This is a genomic window from Herminiimonas glaciei (genome assembly GCF_042664955.1).
Lineage (GTDB): Bacteria > Pseudomonadota > Gammaproteobacteria > Burkholderiales > Burkholderiaceae_D > Oxalicibacterium > Oxalicibacterium glaciei.
On record NZ_JBHTBU010000001.1, the window covers coordinates 953,416 to 973,348 of the forward strand.

The 19,933-nt window shown below is 57.0% G+C and carries 7 protein-coding genes; all 7 read left to right on the forward strand.

What is annotated here, in order from left to right:
• The first annotated feature begins 125 nt into the window (after positions 1-125).
• The 7 genes from ycaC (at position 126) to ACFQPC_RS04185 (ending at position 19,891) form a co-directional block, all read left to right on the forward strand.
• Entirely contained in the window at positions 126-752 is a 627-nt protein-coding gene (gene ycaC, locus ACFQPC_RS04155) for an isochorismate family cysteine hydrolase YcaC (RefSeq protein WP_382270331.1), read from the forward strand.
• Between the two features lie 229 nt (positions 753-981).
• Positions 982-3,105, forward strand: a complete 2,124-nt coding sequence (locus ACFQPC_RS04160; protein WP_382270332.1) for a TonB-dependent siderophore receptor — start codon at positions 982-984, stop codon at positions 3,103-3,105.
• Between the two features lie 235 nt (positions 3,106-3,340).
• Positions 3,341-4,870, forward strand: a complete 1,530-nt coding sequence (locus tag ACFQPC_RS04165) for a CYTH and CHAD domain-containing protein (protein WP_382270333.1) — start codon at positions 3,341-3,343, stop codon at positions 4,868-4,870.
• Between the two features lie 181 nt (positions 4,871-5,051).
• On the forward strand, positions 5,052-5,750 hold the full coding sequence (locus ACFQPC_RS04170) for an STN domain-containing protein (protein ID WP_382270334.1): 699 nt from the start codon (positions 5,052-5,054) through the stop codon (positions 5,748-5,750).
• 9 nt (positions 5,751-5,759) lie between these two features.
• Positions 5,760-6,275, forward strand: coding sequence for an RNA polymerase sigma factor (locus tag ACFQPC_RS04175; RefSeq protein ID WP_382270335.1), 516 nt, complete (start codon positions 5,760-5,762; stop codon positions 6,273-6,275).
• A 65-nt stretch (positions 6,276-6,340) separates the two neighbouring features.
• Positions 6,341-7,333 (forward strand): FecR family protein, encoded by a 993-nt coding sequence (locus ACFQPC_RS04180; protein WP_382270336.1) that lies wholly within the window; start codon positions 6,341-6,343, stop codon positions 7,331-7,333.
• A gap of 165 nt (positions 7,334-7,498) precedes the next feature.
• Positions 7,499-19,891: a filamentous haemagglutinin family protein gene (locus tag ACFQPC_RS04185; RefSeq protein WP_417451533.1), complete on the forward strand. Its 12,393-nt coding sequence runs from the start codon at positions 7,499-7,501 to the stop codon at positions 19,889-19,891.
• Positions 19,892-19,933 lie beyond the last annotated feature (42 nt).

The window sequence follows — 19,933 nt, forward strand, 5'->3', positions numbered from 1 at the left end:
AAATAGGACGCTAAGAGTAAAAATTGCTATCTATCGCACTTTTGTCTTAAGAATTATTGTTCGTCTGTGGCCGGAACGATCCGCCAACAACCCAGACAGATTCTTAATTTAAAGGAGCAATAGCCATGAGCAAGCCATACACCCGCCTCGACAAAAACGATGTTGCCGTTCTACTGGTGGATCACCAGGCCGGTTTGCTATCGCTGGTACGCGATATCGATCCGGACAAATTCAAAAACAATGTGCTGGCGCTGGCCGACCTCGCTGCCTACTTCAAATTACCCACCATCCTGACCACCAGCTTCGAAGATGGCCCGAATGGCCCGCTGGTGCCGGAATTGAAAGCACAATTTCCCGACGCCCCGTACATCGCCCGTCCGGGCCAGATCAATGCCTGGGATAACGAAGACTTCGTCAAGGCCATCAAGGCGACCGGTAAAAAGCAATTGCTTATCGCCGGCGTAGTGACTGAAGTCTGTGTCGCATTCCCGGCCTTGTCCGCACTGGCCGAAGGGTATGAAGTCTTTGTCGTCACCGATGCTTCCGGCACCTTCAATGAAATCACCCGCGATGCCGCCTGGGACCGCATGTCGCAAGCGGGTGCACAACTGATGAGCTGGTTTGGTGTCGCCTGTGAATTGCATCGCGACTGGCGCAACGATATCGAAGGTCTGGGTACGCTGTTTTCCAATCACATCCCGGATTATCGCAACCTGATTACCAGCTATACGACGCTGACGAAGGCGAAGTAAGCAAGGTCGCCTGGATAACTCGCAGTATTTCAACAAGAAGCCCGTGCATTGCATGGGCTTTTTGTTGAGCGGAGACAAGCGCGCTTGAGGTGTTGGTCGCCGCTGTTGGCCTAATGAACCGGTTCAGGATTGATGTGGATACATACAACAGCGGATTTTAAATAATTGGACAGGGTAAGGCTCTCCGCACATAATGATAATGTTTATCATTCTCATTTAAATGCTCCTCATGTCTACTTTTCATCGGCTTCGTCCCGAAGTCGCCGCAGTGCGCTTTGCCGTTCTTGCACTTTCCTCCCTCTCCGTGACATCTGTACTGGCGCAACAAGTTGCACCCGGTGCCGCAGAAAATACCCTGCCGGCAGTGGAGGTGACCAGTAGCCAGGATTATGGCTTTGTCGCGCAAAAGGCGGTCTCAAGTACGAAATCAGACAAGCCCTTGTTCGAAACGCCGCAATCTATTTCAGTGTTGACGCGTGAATATCTGGATTCGCGACAGGTCACATCGTTGAATGAAGCGATCCAAAGTACGGCTGGCGTCTCTTCCGGGGGCTTTGGCCGTCGTGGTTGGGATGACTTTTCGATCCGCGGACAACGTGCATCCGAGTCTATCTATGTCGATGGACTGAAGTTGGGCCAGAGTAACTGGATCGCGCAGGAGGTATACGGCGTCGAGAGCATCGAGATTGTGAAAGGACCGGCATCGATCAATTTCGGGCAGATGCAGCCGGGCGGCATCGTCAATATGGTGAGCAAACGCCCGCGTAGCGATGCCTTCAACCAGATCGGATTTACGGTTGGCAGCTATGGCTATCGCCAGGGAACCTTTGACTTTGGCCGTCCCTTGCAATCGGAAAATGGCAAGGCTGCTTTCCGCATCAACGGCATGGCGTCTGATGCGGACGATCCGACAGATTATGTCTGGTCCAAGAATCGCTACATTGCGCCATCGCTCTCGCTCGATCTGGGACCGCGGACTGACTTCACGATTCTTGCCGCCATCAATGAACGTCAATATATACGGCAGCAAGGCCTGCCGGTGTTGGGATCTATCCTGGCTGCGCCGGGTCGTGCGGTAAGGAATAGTTTGTTTACAAGCGATCCCAGCGTTGGTCCATATGATGCGTCACAACGCACACTCGGTTATGCGCTGACACATCGCTTTGATTCAGGCTGGACCTTGCGGCAAAACTTCCGTTTCCTCGATATGGACCTGAAAGGCGCCCTGGTCAGTTTGAACGGGCCATTGCAGGCCAGTGGAAATGTCGTACGGAATGTATTGTTGCAGGATATATCGGAACGTAGTGCTGCATTGGATACTAATATTGAACGCACGTTTGCATTTGGTGGTGCGCAACATGCGATCATGTTTGGCCTGGACCTGAATCAGGACAAATTGAAGGAGTACAGCCAGCGTTGCGCAATTGATCCCCTAAATGTTTACAGTCCGGTGTATGGCAAGGCCATACGTTCCTGTGCCACAACGACGAGGGCGCAAACGGATCTTTCGTACACGGCACTGTATGTGCGGGACCAGATCAAATTCAACGATAAGCTTTCCCTGAATATGGCATTGCGCCATGACAGGGCGACGACGGAAACATTGCTATTGGCATCGGGCAGTCGCAAGAAAGAAGATAGTGATGCAACTACCGGCAATGTCGGGTTGATGTATCAGGTAACGCGGAATATCGCGCCTTACATCAGTTATGCGACATCTTTCCTTCCGGTCGCGGGAACCGATGCATTCCAGAACCAGTTCAAACCGGAAGAGGGGAAGCAAACCGAGCTGGGGCTGAAATTTCAATCTGATGACAAGCGTCTGAATGCTTCCTTCGCCTATTACGACCTCACCAGAAAGAATGTGACGACCAGTGATGTGAATAATCCCGGCTTCAGCACCCAGGTAGGAGAACAGAGTAGCAAAGGTTATGAAGCGGAACTGGTGGCGGATTTACGCAATGGCTGGACCCTCAGTGCAGCTGCATCCGTTGTCGATGCAAAAATCACGCAAGACACCAATCTGAGCAATATTGGCAAGCGGGTACAAAACGTACCGGAACGCAGCGGCAACCTGTGGGCAAACTATCGCTTCGGCGGTGCCTTGTCTGCATGGGGCTATGGCGTGGGTTTGCGGCATGAAAGCAGCAAGACTAGTCCTGCTGTCACATATCAGGTACCCGGCTACACGGTGGCTGACGCGAGCGTCAGCTATCAGGGAAAAGGCTATCGGCTTATGTTGAACGTCAAGAATATATTCGATAAAGATTACTACGCCGGCGTCTTGAGTGCGAATGCGGTTCCGGTCGGTGATCCCCGTATTGTCATGCTAAAAACGGTATTTGATTTTTAAGCGTTTACTGCCGGGAATATTTAAAGGAGATATCCATGCATTTGGATATCTCCTTTATTTTTTACGCAGCAAATATGACAGTCTGATGACGCAATGTAGTGACTGATAGAAGAATGCACCCGCTTGCATAAAAATTTGAACTATTTTTACCGCATGCCTGCCAAATTCATCTGCCGGAAAAAATCGGTGCGCTTAATATAGTCATTAAACAATTAAAAAACGAAAGTGGGATGACATGGAAGTCGAACTGAAGTTACTCATACACCCGCAAGATGTCCAGTCTTTCAAGAAACATCCACTGATCAGGAAATATGCGCAGGCCAATCCGGTCGAGCAAAACCAGCTGGATATCTATTTCGATACCGATGATCACGATTTGAAAAAATGCGGTGCCGGCTTGCGGGTGCGGCAGGTGGGTAAAACCTGGACGCAAACCTTGAAGGCTGGTGGAAATGTCGCCAATGGCTTGCATCAGCGACATGAGTGGGAGTCGCAGGTCCATAAGCCGGAACCCGATCTGTATGCGTTGAGGAAATTGATCGATGTGCACGGTGAGTGGGATGAGTTGATTGCATCGCCACGGATCGCGGCCCGGCTGCATCCGATTTTTACGACGTCTGTGCACAGAACGATATGGCAGCTGCAACTGCCGTCCGGAGATGAAATCGAATGCGTGCTGGATGAAGGAAATGTCAATAAGCTGAATTACAGCGAGCCGATCTGCGAAATCGAACTCGAACTGAAGTCGGGCAAGGCTTTGCATCTCTTTGACTTTGCTTTGGAGTTGCTCAAGAAGCTGCCACTGCGGATCGGAAATGAAAACAAGGCCGAACGAGGATACGCGCTCAATACCTCAAGGAAGTTTGCGGCTGTAAAGGCTGAGGGTCTGCTTCTTTCCAAAAAAATGTCCATCAACCAGGTCTTCGAGGCCATAGCCGGAAATTGCTTCCAGCAAATCCAGGCGAATGCCGCGGGGGTGGCGGGCGCGGATAACATCGATAGCCTGCACCAGATGCGCATAGGGCTGCGCAGATTGCGTTCAGCTTTTAAGTTGTTTGAAGAAGTTATCGTCGTTCCTGATGATTTGCAGCAGGAATTGGATTGGTTGTCAGATGCAATCAGCGAAGCGCGCGACTGGGATGTACTGGCGACCAAGACGCTGGAATCAATCAGGCTTGAAGTTCACGACAGTGAGCTGGAAGAGGTCAAACAGGCAGCCCTGACCAAAGCCGCTGCACTGCATCGCGTTGCGGCGGAAGCGGTCGATTCAGCTCGTTATACCCGGCTTGTATTGTCGTTTGCGCGCTGGCTGCAGGGCAATGAATGGCGCGAATCCCTGCCGCAGTTGAAGGGCAAGGATTTAAAAAAACGGCTGAAGATGTTTTCACGGGACATGCTTGAGCACGACCAGCGACGCTTGAAAAAGCGCGGACATCAATTGAAGGATGCGGATGCCCAGACACGCCATCGGGTTCGCATCGCGGCCAAGAAAATGCGCTATGACACCGAATTTTTCCAGTCCCTGTATCCATCGAAAGAGACCAAGGCTTATGTCGCGGCACTGGCTGAACTGCAGGACAGCTTGGGTAGCCTGAATGATGTTGCGGTCGGCGATGACTTATTGCTGGAAATCGAAAAGGATCAGTCCGGACTGACCGGCATGACCGGTTTCATCCGTGGTTACCTGGCTGCACGCGCAGCCGAAGATGAACAGAAAGTAAAGAAATTGTGGAAGAAGTTCAAATCGAAACATCTTCCCAAGTAGCCCATCGCCCATTCCTCCTTTGTCATAGAGTTGTCACGATTCTTGTGTAGTCTGCCGATGGTTCAACTGGACGGCGTGCTCCGTCCTGACTCCTTGTTCCAGAGATTACCTTCGAATAATGACAGGCAACCCGGCATCAGTCAGTGTGCTTGCGCTGTCTGCATGCCTGCTTTGTTTCGGCATGTTGACAACGCAGGGAGGCGTACGCGCGGAATCTTCAGCCGCGTTGCGCCCGCCATCGTTACCGGGCAATACCACTTCCGACACCGGGCAAGAGTCTGGGGCAGCCATCCATTTCTCTATTCCACGCCAGCCATTGGCATTGGCGCTTGACCGATACGGTGCGCTAACCGGATTGCCGATTTTCTTTGATGCTGCCCTGGTAGCTGATCGGATGGCATCCGCGGTGCAGGGACTCTATACACCGTTGGTCGCCTTGCAGATCATGTTGAACGATACCGGCCTGATGGCGCGTCATACCAGGACCGCAAACCAGGATGATGCCTTCGTGTTGCGTTTGATAGATACACCGTCTGCGGAACCAGCCAAAGCAAAAGACAGCGCAGAGTTGCAACTTAGAATCCGGCAATACGACGGCCTGATCCAGATGCGTATCCGGGACGCGCTGTGCGGGAACAAGCGCATAGTGCACGGCGACTATCGAATTCCTGTTCGTTTCTTTGTGAATGCGGCCGGCCAGATCTGGAATCCGGAGCTACTGGCATCGACCGGTGAACAGGCACGGGATGTGAATATTCTCGATACGCTCAACGCGGTGCGACTGGAACGCACGCCGCCGCCCGAGATTGCGCAACCTTTCACCATGGTTATCCTGCCACGCGCGCTTGCGCCTGGTGTGGAATGCCCGGCTGCACATTGAGGGCCGGTTATGTCTGATACGGCACTCCTGATCCTGCGTAATTTCCTGCTGTCACGCTATGACGATTTGAAATATCGACTGACGCGGCGGCTCGGTAGCGCAGACCTGGCGGGAGACGCCTTGCAGGATACCTGGTTGCGCCTGGAAAGCGGGCAGGAGATCAGCAATGTGCGTGATCCGTTGGCTTATTTGCTGCGGATTGCGGTCAATGCTGCATATGACCAGCAACGCGGTTTAAGTCGCCTAGCAACCGAGAGCGAGCTGGAAGCGGTGATGGAAGAGCATCCCGATCCGCAGCCGGGGCCGGCCGAGACGCTGGAAGCAAAGTCCGAGCTGGCGGCGCTGATTGCGGTGATCGAACGCATGCCGCTCCGGCGCAGGCAGATATTGATCATGGTGCGCTGGGAGCATTTGCCGCAACGTGAAGTGGCAAAAAAATTGGGGATTTCGTTACGGACGGTCGAGCAGGAATTGAAGAAGGCGCATGACTATTGCGCCGCCTGCATCGACCGGGCGGAAAAATAAAATGTGGTTTTTATCGTTTCAAGTTGTCTTACCTAGATAAGCACATCTTCGCTCGCAAGAAAGCAATGAATACAGACACACATAGCGGAATGACGGAGCAAGACCAGATCCAGCGCGAAGCGCAGGCCTGGTTGCGTCGTCTTGCGTCGGGTGAAGCGACACAATTGGATATCCAGGGCTTCCGGCGCTGGCGTGAGAAAAGTCCTTTGCACTGGACGACATTTACCGAAGCCAAGCGTTTGTGGCAGATGCTGGACCCGGCTTTGGCGCAAGTGGCACAGCGTGAAGCGGTGCGCGCTGCGAACGGAACACGGCTGGCTGGGAGCAGGCATGGGCGTCGTGCATTTTTGGGCTTTGCGACCGGAACGGCTGCTGCGGCCGGTGCTGCGATTGTTTATCCGCCGCTGGGATTATGGCCGGCACTCAATGAATGGCAGGCCGATTACCGTACCGTTACCGGCGAACAGCGCATGCTTGCATTGGCAAATGGTGTCAATCTGGAAATGAATACACAAACCAGTGTGAACCGGCTAAGTGCGCAGGGTGAAACTCCGGCCGGCATCAAGCTGATTTCGGGTGAAACGGCAATCGACCTGAGCGCTTCAGCGCAAGCCTTTAGCGTGAATGCAGGAGCGGGGCGCAGTATTGCGCAGGCATCCCGTTTCGAAGTGCGGAACCTGGATAACAAGGTGTGCGTGACCTGTATAGAAGGCGAAGTGCTGGTTGAGCATCCGCTTGGGAAGCGACGCGTACATGCGCGGCAGCAAGTGGTGTATGACGCCGATACCTTGAGTCCGCCCGCGACAGTGGCACTGGCGGACTGGTCCGCCTGGCGCAAGGGAACCCTGGTTTTTTGGCAAACGCCATTGGACAAAGTGGTCGCCGAAATCAATCGTTATCGTCCGGGCAAGGTCGTCTTGCTCGCCAGTCATCTCAATAATCGTGCTGTCAGCGGTCGCTTTGCGATTGCGTCGCTGGATACCGTATTGCTGCAAATTCAACAGTCCTATGACTTGAAGGCACATACGCTGCCGAATGGCATCCTGGTTTTAAGTTAGTAAATAACGGAATACATGCAGGATGATTTTTCGATAAAAAATTTATTTAAAAATACATTCAAAAAATTCCGCGGTTTTTGTTTTGCTGTTCAGTCTATCCAGTAAGAGGCGCTCACTCAGAAATGAAAGCGTTGTTCATACCTATCTATTGATACTGGGGTTTAGATGAATATGCATACGCAGGGCAATCATAAGCAGTCTGGTGCAAGCAAGATAAATCAATTCCGGGTTTCGCCTCTTGCACAGGCTATTGCTTTAGCTTTGGCTGCCGGCAGCGTGACAGGTGATGCATATGCGCAGCAAGCGTTCAGCGCTGCATGGTATGCCCAGAAGGGTGTAGTGCAAGCCGCGGCAGTCGCCACCGGCAAACTGCCGAACGGCATGCCGGCAATGCCGGCCAGTTCCCCGGCACTGCAACAGCAGCAAGCCAATACCCAATTACAACGTTCACTTGCCAACCTGAATTCTGCCGCCCGCGCGATTGCCCTGGCGCAGGCCCAACAAAGCGCAGCCCGACTGGCCGCGAATGGCACAGTGCCGGATGGCCTAGGCGTCGGCGGCCTCGATGTTGGCAGCCTGGTCAACAGCTGGATCAACGCGAACGGCCCGACGCAAAGTACGGCTAACGGTAAAACCATCGTCGACATCAAACAAACTGCCGACAAAGCGATCCTGAACTGGGAAACCTTCAATATCGGCAAGAACACCATCCTGCAATTCGAGCAGCAAGCCGACTGGTCAGTACTGAACCGCATCAACAATGCCACTGCACCCAGCGTGATCCAGGGCCAGATCAAGGCGCCGGGCACGGTCATGATCGTCAATGCCAACGGCATCATCTTCAGCGGCAGCAGCCAGGTCAACACGCGTAACCTGGTGGTCGCCGCAGCGCACATCCTCGACTCGCAATTCAATACCGGCATCTATAGCCCGAACCTCAACACCGCCAGTTTCACCGGTGCCAATGGCAATGTGCTGGTAGAAGCGGGTGCACAGATTGCCACGCATGATCCATCGGCTACGGTTACCGCTGGTGGCGGTTATGTTTTATTACTGGGCAAGGAAGTCAATAACGCCGGTGAGATTGTCACGCGTAAAGGCCAGACCACATTGGCAGCGGGCGACAGCTTCTTCATCCGCAAAGGCGTAGGCACGGAAGGGAATACTTTCAGCACTACACGCGGCAATGAAGTCGTCGGCAAGATCGACGCCGGCAGCGATGCCGGCAAGGTCACGAATACCGGCCTCATCATGGCGCGTGAAGGTGATATCACACTGACCGGGCGTGATGTACAGCAGAACGGTGTCGCCGTTGCGACGACCACCGTGAATACCCGTGGCACGATCCACTTGCTGAATTCGGCCAGTGATACACAAGGTAATGTCACATTAGGCCAGGGTAGCACCACCGCCATCCTGATCGAGGACGATGGCAAGACCACTGCACTGGATAGCCAGCGTGATGCATTGATCAAGGACTCGGCAATACAGGATGGATTGCGTATCAATGGTGCTAATAGCAGCTTTGATAATCTCTCGGTGCTCGCTGATCGTCGCGATCAGTCACGCGTTGAAATCGTGTCAGGCGGCGATGTACATTTTGCCGGCGATTCCCTGACGCTGGCGACCGGCGGCCAGATTGCCGTCAGTGCAAAGAACAGGACCTTCGTTGCCGACAAGTCCAGTGTGGATGTCTCCGGTGCGGTCGGCGTCAACGTCGCGATGGAGTCCAACAATGTGCTGGTCAATGTACAGGGTAATGAATTACGCGATTCACCCGGCAATCGTGATGCCGGCTCCCTGTTCAATAGCAATGTATGGGTCGACAGACGCGAACTGATCCTGGTGCCGGCCGGTACCGGCGGTTACGCCAGTGATCGCTGGTATGCAGCAGGCGGCTTGCTCGAAGTCAGCGGCTATCTCAGCAACCAGGGCCACAGCATAGGTGAATGGGCGGCGCAAGGCGGTACCCTCACTTTGGGCGGCAACGAAGTCATTACGCAGCAGGGCTCGGCCATCAACCTCTCCGGCGGCAGCTTCAATGTGCAGACCGGCATGATCAGCCAGACCTGGCTGAAAGGCAGCGACGGGAAATTGTACCGGGCCGACCAGGCCCCGGCCGGGATCAGTTACACCGGTATCTACAAAGGCTATGAAGACAAGAACGAACGTTGGGGTGAGAAAGCCACCAAGTATTACTACAACCCGCTGATCGCAGCGCGCCAGCGCCTGGAGAATGGTTATACCGTCGGTCGCGATGGTGGCAAGTTAATCATCAATGCACCCACTGCGGTGATGGAAGGCGAGTTGATTACGACGGTCTTCAATGGTGAGCGCCAAATCAAAACTCGTGATGCTGTCAGTGATGGCTACCGCCAGGCGCAGACCGCGGTGGCACTGAACGGTCAATTGGCAGTTGGCCGCTACGGCATTAATAATGGTGCCGGCATGTTTGAATCGGATGTGCGCTTCGGTGAGGTGGACAAGATTACGGCAGGCATGTCTGCCGATAGCAGCTTGTCACCGACACGTAGCGGTACTGTCTGGTTTGACAGTGATTACATCAATGCGCTGCAGTTGGGTGAGCTGGATATCGCCACCAGGGAGTCGATCACGATAGAACAGGCGTTGACACTGGCGAATGGCGGCAAGCTGGATTTCGTTGCGCCGGTGATCGATATCAAAGCGGATATCACCGCACGCAGCGGCAGTATCGCGATGAACAATACCTTCACGGCCGGCACCGGTCGCGGTTCATCGGAAGTGCTGCAAAAGAACGGCAGTTCGTCGATCACGCTGCGCGAAGGCATGACGCTGGATGCGCGCGGCCTGTGGGTGAATACACTATTGAATGAAGCGGATAACGGCAAGCTGGCTTATCTGAACGGCGGTACGGTAAAACTGCAATCGACCAATGATGTGGTACTGGAAAAAGACAGCCTGATTGATGTCTCCTCAGGTGCGGCGGTTCTCCCTGCCGGCAAGAGCAAAGGTGGACGTGGCGGCAGTGTTTCCTTGCTGGCCGATGTCCCCAATGGCCGAACGACCCTGGACGGCAAACTGACGCTGGATGGCAGCATACGCGCGTATGGCACGGATGGTGGTGGCGCCTTGATTGTTGAGGCGGGGCAGGAGATTGTGCTCGGCGGTGAAGCCGGGGTTCCGGGGGCAGCGACATCATTGCATATCGATGCCGAGCTGTTTCGCAGTGGTTTCTCCAGCTATAGCATCAACGGGCATCGTGGGCTTACCGTTGCAGAGGGTGCAATCATTGATGTGCTCATGCCGGTTTATCGCCGGTCGGCAGGTGGCTTGAGCGCCGTCACGGGAAATGATCCATCCAGCGTGCTGGAATTGTGGACACCTCCTTTGTATAAGGAAGATCCGCGAGCAGGTATCCTGACCCGGCGCGCCGGTGCCAGCCTGTCGCTATCAGCCGGGCAGGCGGCGGTCGATAATGGTCAGGCAGCCTCGCTGACTATCGGCAAAGGTTCGATACTGTCTGTCGACCCGGGGCAGACGATGAACATCTCCGGCGCCGCCGTGGGGCAGATGATGATCGACGGGACCCTCAATGCCTGGGGTGGGGCGATCAAGGTCAATGGCACTTCGTTTCAAGACGATGGTTCCCTGATCTGGATCGGACAGAATGCGGTGCTGGATGTCGCGGGACGTGCTTACACAGCGTTGGACATGCAGGGACATCGTTATGGCGAGGTATTGAACGGCGGCGCGATCTCCATCAATGCAGCTACGATGTTCGTGGTAGTACGTGATGGCGCGCAGCTCGATGCCTCAGGCACGTCTGCAACGCTTGATTTGGTCGGACGTGGGGCCGCCAACATTGCAAGTAACGGTGGTGCGATTTCTTTTGAGTCTTCAAACGGTTTCGATCTCGGCGGAAGCTGGCTGGCAAAAGGCGGTGGCGCCGGCGCGGCGGGCGGTAGCCTGGCGATCAGCCTTAAAGTCCCGTTTTACTCTGATATTACGCATCCAGGCAACCGGCCGCGCGATCTGGTCGTGACGCAGCTTGCGCCAGGATCCATCCTGGCGATAGACGCCACGCCAGCCTCGGCCGCCGATAACCTGGTCTATGGACATGCTGTCGTTGGTGCAGACCAGATTAATGCGGGGGGATTCGATAACCTCAAATTGCTCAGCGCGGATGTCATTTCCTTTGATGGCGACGTGTCGCTAGCGATGGGGCAGAGCCTTGAGCTGCGGGCGACCTCGCTGGCGTTGACCGACAGTGCGAGGAACGATGCCCGTGTTGCGATATCGGCACCCTATGTGCGTCTTATCGGCTTCGCTGACACCGGATCGACCTCATCGACACGCCAGAGCGCGGCGCAGTTCAATGTGACGACCGGGCTGCTGGATGTTCAGCGTTCCCTCCAGTTCGGCATCAGCAGCAGCAAACCGGGAGTTTCGTTTGACCGGCGTGGTTTCGCCAACGTCGAGTTGCAGAGCAGCGGTGATATTCGCTTCCTGTACAGCGGCAGTCCGGCTCCGACCATCCTGCAGACCCGCGGCGATCTCGTCCTTGCCGCGCAACAAATTTATCCTGCGACCGGCGCCAATGCCATCGTCCGGGCCGGCTGGCTGAGGGGACTCGGCGGCGACGCTTTTTACGATCCCGCATACAGCCTTACCATCCGCGGTATCGGCCAAGCGCCTGCAGCCCAGCCTTTTTCGGCGTTCGGCAGCTTGACTTTGGGTGCGCATACGATCAATCAGGGTGGCGTCATCCGCGCACCGCTCGGCTCGATTAACCTCGGTAATGAATCCGGTGCCGACACGATTAATCTCCTGCCCGGCAGTATCACCTCGACCAGTTCGAGGGGACTGCTCATGCCATATGGCGGTACGGTCGACGGTATCGATTGGTATTTCGCCGGTAAAAAGAGCGAACTGGAAGGTGCTGTTTCTGCGGCCCGTGGGGTTTCGCTGACCGGCGTCAAAGTTGATGTGATGGAGGGCGCGACCATAGACCTGTCGGGTGGCGGTGACCTGACCGGTGCGGGCTTTGTCAGCGGACGTGGTGGATCGATCGACATATTGCTTCATGCGCTGATCGACGCGAATCCCGGTAATACAGTGAGTAAATCGGGTAATGCCGTCTATGCAATCGTGCCCAGCCATACTTCCGGCTATGCGCCGATCGGTCCGGATGCCGGTGCAGGCGATCCACGGGTAGGGCAACAGATTACCCTTGATGGCAGCGTACCCGGACTTCCTGCCGGTACTTATACGCTGATGCCTTCGCGCTATGCCTTGCTACCCGGTGCGTTCCGGGTTGAGATCGCTGCGACCGCCGATCCGCGTGGCGCAACAGGTACTACTGCATTGCAGGACGGTTCCTATCTGGCCGCAGGCCGCCTTGGTTTTGCCAATACTTCCATCCGCGACACTCTGGCGCGGCAGGTGATCCTGACCCCCGGCAAGGTGACGCGTAGTTATTCACGCTATAACGAAACCAGTTACGGCAACTATGCATTGGCCGATGCGGCACGTCGCGGCTTGCCACGCGCGATGATGCCGCTCGACGGACAAAATCTCTTCCTCAACATCGTACCCGGTGCGGGAGCGGATGCGTTCCACTTCGATGGTGTGGTGGATTTCAGTGCAGGCAAAGGTGGTTATGCAGGTTCGGTCAGCCTGGTAGGTGAAAATACCGGCAGCGAGATCGAAATCCTGGCGAGCGGCGCGACCGCCACTGCCGGCTTCACCGGTGTTTCAATCTATGCCGACGACCTCAATGCATTATCTGCCCGTCGCTTGACCATCGGTGCAAGGCCGAGTGTCACCTATGGTCAGCAAGGTAATTATGTCCAGTTCGAATCCTCCAGCAAGTCATTCGACATTACGCTGCGTGAGGGAGCCATACTGCGAGCAGCAGAAGTCTTGCTCATCACCGGCTGGGAACGCGAAACCGGCCCTGGCGCGATCACGATTGAAGCCGGAGCCGGCATCAGCACATTGGGCATGGGTTCAACGCCCTTTGATTCACGAGATGGATTTATCTATACGCCACAGCGCTTGCAAAGCCGTGATGGTGGTGCGATGCTGGTTGTGTCGAATGGCTGGCTGGACGTGCTGCCGTCTTCGGCTATTTCGCAAGGTGCGATCCTGATTGGTGCCTGTGGTGCGAGCGGTAACTGTGATGCGAAGACTACGCTTTACTCTGAAGGCACGATTGCATTCGCCACGACCAATCGTTTTGAACTTGGCGACAATGTGCTTTTTGGCACGCGCAATCTTTCGCTTGGCGTCGGTGCCGTCAATGTCGGTACATCTGCCGCGCTGGCTGCAGCCAGTGCAGCGGGCCTGCTACCCTCGGGCCTCACGCTTAACCAGACGGTGCTTGACCGACTATTGCAGGGCGATACTTCGACTGGTGCCCCGGCACTCGAAAGCCTGATCCTGAATGCCACTGAAGCAGTTAATTTCTTCGGCACCGTCACGCTCGATACCTATGATGCCGCGGGTAAATCCCGTATCGCCAACCTGGTGTTCGGTACACCTGCCATTTATGGTGCCGGTGATGCCGCGGACGTCGCGACCATTCGTACTGAAAACCTGGTCTGGAGCGGTACTACCGGCGGGCCGGGGTCGATTATTGCGGGAGGTGCCGGAACCGGCAGCGGTGCGCTTACTATCGATGCGGAGCGCATCACTTTCGGTTATGGACCCAAGGTCCAGGTTAGCGGAGCGGATGCGGCGGCGCGCCTGGCGCTCGGTTTTGCGAACGTCAACCTTAAGGCCAGCGAGCGGATTACCGCCAACCACAAGGGAAGCCTCGCCATCTATCAGAGCCAGGGTGCCTATGTGGCGGGTGAAGGCTACAGCTATGCGGGCGGCGATCTTAATATTGTCACGCCGCTCCTGACCGGTGAAGCAGGTTCGATCAACCGTATTACTGCCGGTGGCGCGATCCGTGTGACGGCACCGGCGGGTGCGACGGCCGCCGAAGTGATCGGTGCTGAGGGCCTCGGTGCCGAACTTGCACTCAATGCGAAGACGGTGTCGATCGCTACGGCGATTACCTTGCCGAGCGGCCGCCTTACTATCACCGCTGCCGATGACATCCTGCTTGCAGACGCCGCCCGGCTCGACCTTGCCGGACGCGAAGTGAAGTTTGACGATATCAAGAAATATAGCTGGGGTGGCGAAGTCATTATCGAAAGCCGCAACGGTGACATTCGCCAGGAAGCGGGTTCGATCATCGACCTGTCGGCCAGATTCAATCATGCAGGCCGACTGACTGTATCTGCACTGGCAAACGATGCCGGCCTGGTGGATTTGCAGGGGACGATTCTCGGTACTGCCAGTGGTGAATATGATGCGGGCGGAACGATCGTTCCTTATCGCAGCGGTTTCATAGACTTGCGCGCGCAGCACCTCGGAGAGGGTGGCACACTCAGCCAGCAGTTCGCCGGTTTGAACGAACGTTTGAATGCCGGTGGCATGTTTGGTGGCCGTGGCTTCCAGCTCAAGCAGGGCGACCTTGTCATCGCTGATGGTGTGCGCGCGGGCGAGGTCAATGTTTCGCTTGATGGCGGGCACCTTACTGTTACCGGCACTATCGACGCCAGCGGTGCCGAGGTCGGCGCTATCCGCCTGGCAGCCCGTGACGGCTTGACGATTGCCGGCAGCGCGGTACTCGATGCACATGGCGAACGACTGCGCGTCGACAGCTATGGCAAGATCATTGATAGTCCCAATCGCGCGATTGTCGAACTGACTTCCGGTAATGGACTCCTCACTTTGGCGTCGGGTGCACGCATCGACTTGCGGCACGGCACGGCAGCTACGGCTGGATCGGCGCCGGGGCAATATGATGGTGCGCCGCGCGGCACGCTGGTATTGAACGCGCCTCGTCTCGGTGGGGCGACCGCCGGTGATATTGCGATCGACGCCAGCGGTGTCATTCACATTGATGGCGCCCGTTCGATTGCAGTCAACGCGATGCAGCGCTATGACGATGCCGCCTATGGTACGGATCCGGCGGCGAGCGGTCGCCCCTATCAGATAGTCAATCAAGACTACCTGAACGAGAAGCATGCTGACAGCGTCAATTTCATCACTGCGGCCCTTGCGAATACCACGCTGATGGACGGCAAGCTCGCCGGCCTGAACAATGCGACATACCGAGATGCTTTCCATCTGCGACCAGGTGTCGAGATCGTCAGTGCGACACCCGACGGCGATATCATCGTGCAGGGCGACCTCGACCTGTCCGGACATCGTTACGAAGGTGTGAATCCCAATTTCCAGCGCACCGGTGTGTACGGTTCGGGCGAGGTTGGCGCACTGACCATCCGGGCCGGCGGTAACCTCGATATTTACGGCAGCATCAATGACGGTTTTGCACCGCCACCTGAAACACCCGACGACGATGGCTGGATACTGCGCCCGGGGGTGTCACCATTCGTTGATGATGTCATCGTACCGCGCAGTGGCGTGACGCTTGCCGATGGCACCAGCTATCCGGGTGGGCGCACACTCAACTACGATTTTCCGGTGAAAGAAATGACTGTGGCCACAGGTACACGGCTGCCGGTTGACGCGGTACTGAATAGCACGTTGACCTTGCCGGCGAATACCATCCTCGCGGGCGATATCCGTGCAGAGGATGGCACTTTGCTGCATGCAGCAGGTACGCGCCTGACTGCGGCAGTGACGCTGACGTCGGGCACGCGTTTGGGTGCTGGTTTCATTGCGTCTGCCAGCCTGTCGCTGCGTGCGATGGTCTGGCCCAAGGGCGTGCCCCTGCCTGTGGGCCCCTTTGGTGAAGCGCCCCGGCTCGATGGCAACCTGGCGTTGCCGCTTGGTGGCCTGATCCCGGCGCGCGCCGATCTCAAACTGCCTGATGGCGCAATCTCGGTACCTCTGCGTCCGGTCGATGCAAACGGCCGGCAGGGAGCCAATTGGGCGGTGGCGAGCATGTTGCCGGCGGGATCGCAAAGCTGGTCGATGCGTTTCGTGGCAGGCGCGGATTTGACGGCTGCCGACAGTCGTCTTTTGCGACCACGCGATGTGGCCGGCAACCTCACCCTGGCCGACACACATTATTCGGTGTTTGACCGACATGAGATCACCATCATTCCCGGGACGCCGGCGCAGCCTGGTGGAGTATGGTACTGGTCGGAAGAAGGTGCGGCTATTTTTGGCGAACAGGCGGGAACCCGGATTTCGGACGATTGGGGACCGAACGGACTTTGTACTGACGCGCCGAGTTTCTGCGTCTTCCACACGCAAAGTATTACAGCGGACGGAATCGCAATGTGGGGCCTCGATGTCGACTGGGCGGGATGGGGTTTAAGCGGCCCGTTGCGACCTGGCGATCCTTTGCCTCTTGGCTATGAATTTTTCTGCGAGGGCGTGGGTTTGTGCGTTGCGCTCGGTGGCCCGGGGACTCCGGGCACCCCGGATCAGGTTATTGTCGGTGATCTCATCGAATATATTCCGCTCAATCAAAACTTCAGCGTGGTGCGTACCGGCGCGGCCGATCTCGACCTGATCGCCGGCGGTAATCTGGCGCAGCGTTCGCTGTACGGCGTTTATACCGCCGGTACACAGTCGCCGGGCGTCACCGCGGCATTCGACCAGGCACGGGGAGCGCGCCGCGACGGCAAGGTACTCGGCAAGGAAGGTGCGGACTATGAAAGCCTGGTGAGCGGTGATGGTCGCCTCTCACATGCCTGGTATCCGACCGGCGGCGGCAACCTGCTGTTGCGCGCCGGTGGTGACCTCACAGGTGACCTGATGTCTTTGCCGAGTGGCACCAGGCCGCCCAACGCCGATTCCGGCAACTGGCTATGGCGGCAGGGTCATGCGCCGGGCAGTGACGCCGGCGCAGCATGGTGGGTCAACTTCGGTTCCTATGTGGCGAACGACGACTATCCGTATTTTGAATATAGCAGGATCCCCTATCTGGTCGGGTTCACCGGCTATGGGACGCTGGGCGGCGGCGACCTGAGGGTAGAGGTTGGCGGTGATGCCGGGGTGGTCGACAGAATCGCCGCGACTTCCCGCAGCCAGGGACTAGTGCTGGCAGTCGCATCGACCGGCCGCGTCAATGCGCAAGGCGATCTGGCGCTGACCGGTGGCGGCGATCTGGACGTGCGTATCGGCGGTCGTCTCAACCCGAGTTTCCCGGGGACTGCCATCGATATTGGTGGCTCGGGCGGTGTCCTGATGCCGGAGCCGCGACTGGATGGCGTAATCGCTAATTTGCGTGGGAGTGTCGCGCTGAACGCGGCCAGCATCGGCAATATCCGTTTGAAATTCGGACCTTTTGCAAACGTCCAGAATCCGAGGGAAGAGCGCCCCTATGATCCGTTCACCGCGACGGCGGCCGACAGCATAGGCGGGCCTCTCCTGCTGCCGGGCGATGCCGTCTTTACGCTGGCCACGCGCGGCGACCTGGTGGTCGGCGGCGTCATCGACGGCACCAGGCGCGAGATCAGCGATCAGGACCTGGGTAAACCGGCACCGGCCTGGTTCAGCCTGTGGAGCGATCGGACTGCGATCGACCTGTTCGCCGCTGGTGGAGATCTCACGCCGGGCAATGCAAAGATGCTGCGCCCCGCAGCAAATGCATCCGATATTTCCTATCCGTCCATCCTGCGCGCAGTCGCACCTTCGGGCAGTCTCTACGCGGCCCAGGCGCTACTCCTCGCGCCGTCGCCGAACGGGCAGTTGGAATGGCTGGCGGGCGAGTCAATCTATGGCGGAGTCGTGTCGCGCTCCAGCGCCGATCCGGCCGTCCTCACGACGCCGTTCAAGCCCGTGACACAGGCGACCCTCGATCCGGGGGCGTTTACAGATGAGTACAATTTGTTTGCCTTCGGCGCGAATACCGCTTCGGGTGGATATACGCTGGCCCCGGCGCGCTTCTATGCACTGGAGGGCGATATTGTCGGCCTGATGACCGGTGAACTGCAGACGGGAGGCTGGCTCCAGGGCCAAACCCTTTATAGCGCGGGTGGCGCGGTCTGGATGAAGGCCGGGCGCGACATCATCAACAGCGGTCACAATCTTGCTGAGTCAGCTGCCGTTTCTACGGCAAGTAGTGGCGGTGCGCGGGCGCAGAGCAACCTCATTGTTCACACTTCCGATACCGATGTCTCTATCGTTTCCGCCGGCCGTGATATTCGTTACAGCTCCTTCACCGTCGCAGGTCCAGGTACGCTGGAGATTAGCGCCGGGCGCAACATCCTGCTGGATGATCGTGCCAGCGTCACCTCGCTTGGTGCCTTCGTCCCGGGCGACAAACGTCCCGGCGCGTCCATCACCATGATGAGCGGTATGGGCAACGGGGTGGATTGGGCAGCGATGCGCGCCCGCTACCTTGACCCGGCCAAACTGGCTGATCCGAACAGGCCCTTGGCCGACCAGCCGGGCATGGCGGTCAAGATTTATAGCCGGGAACTGACGGACTGGCTGGGTCAGCGCTATGGTTTCGTCGGCACGGATGAAGAAGCCTTGGCCACTTTCGACGGATTGGCAGCGGAACAGCAACGTATCTTCCTGCGTGATATTTATTATGCGGAAATCCGCGAAAGCGGGCGGGAATATAACGCGCCGGACAGCAGCCGCTTCGCTTCTTATCTGCGCGGTCGCGAGACGATTGCCACGCTATTCCCAGAGGCGGACAAGGATGGCAGGGCGATCAGCCGTAGCGGCGACATCATCATGTTCGGTGGCTCCGGCGTGCGTACCAACTTCGGTGGTGATATCCAGATGCTTGCACCCGCAGGCAAACTCGTGATCGGTGTCGAAGGACAGGTCCCGCCTGCATCGGCCGGCCTGGTCACGCAAGGTACCGGCAATATCCAGCTGTATTCGGAAGGCAGTGTATTGCTCGGCCTGTCACGCATCATGACCACTTTTGGTGGCAACATCTTCGCCTGGTCTGCAGAAGGTGACATCAATGCCGGTCGCGGTGCGAAGACCACCGTGCTCTACACGCCGCCGAAGCGCGTCTACGATCAATGGGGCAATGTGACGCAGTCACCACAGGTGCCTAGCTCAGGCGCAGGTATCGCGACCTTGAATCCATTGCCGGAAGTGGCGGCGGGTGACATCGACCTGATTGCACCACTAGGTACCATCGATGCAGGCGAGGCGGGTATCCGGGTCTCAGGCAACGTCAATCTGGCCGCCTTGCAGATTGTGAATGCAGCGAATATCCAGGTACAGGGCAAGTCGACCGGCCTGCCGATGATAGCGTCTGTCAACGTCGGGGCATTGACCAACGCCAGTGCAGTGGCCAGTTCGGCGGCAGCGGCGGCGCAGGATGTGATGCAGCGTGAGCGCAATGAAGCACGTAAAAACCTGCCGTCGATATTTACGGTGCGTGTGCTTGGTTTTGGTAATGATCCGGCCGAAGACGATAAGTCACCGGCACCGAGCAACAAACGTGCACCGGCAGGGCAGGCGCATTACGACCCGGACAGCCTGTTCCAGATGGTAGGGCATGGCAAGTTGACGCCGGAGCAGGTAACGCAACTCACGGAAAACGAGCGGCGTAATTTATCCCAGGGGAAATAAGCAGGCGCGATACCCGTTCCATTGGTCCTGCAAGGGGCAGCG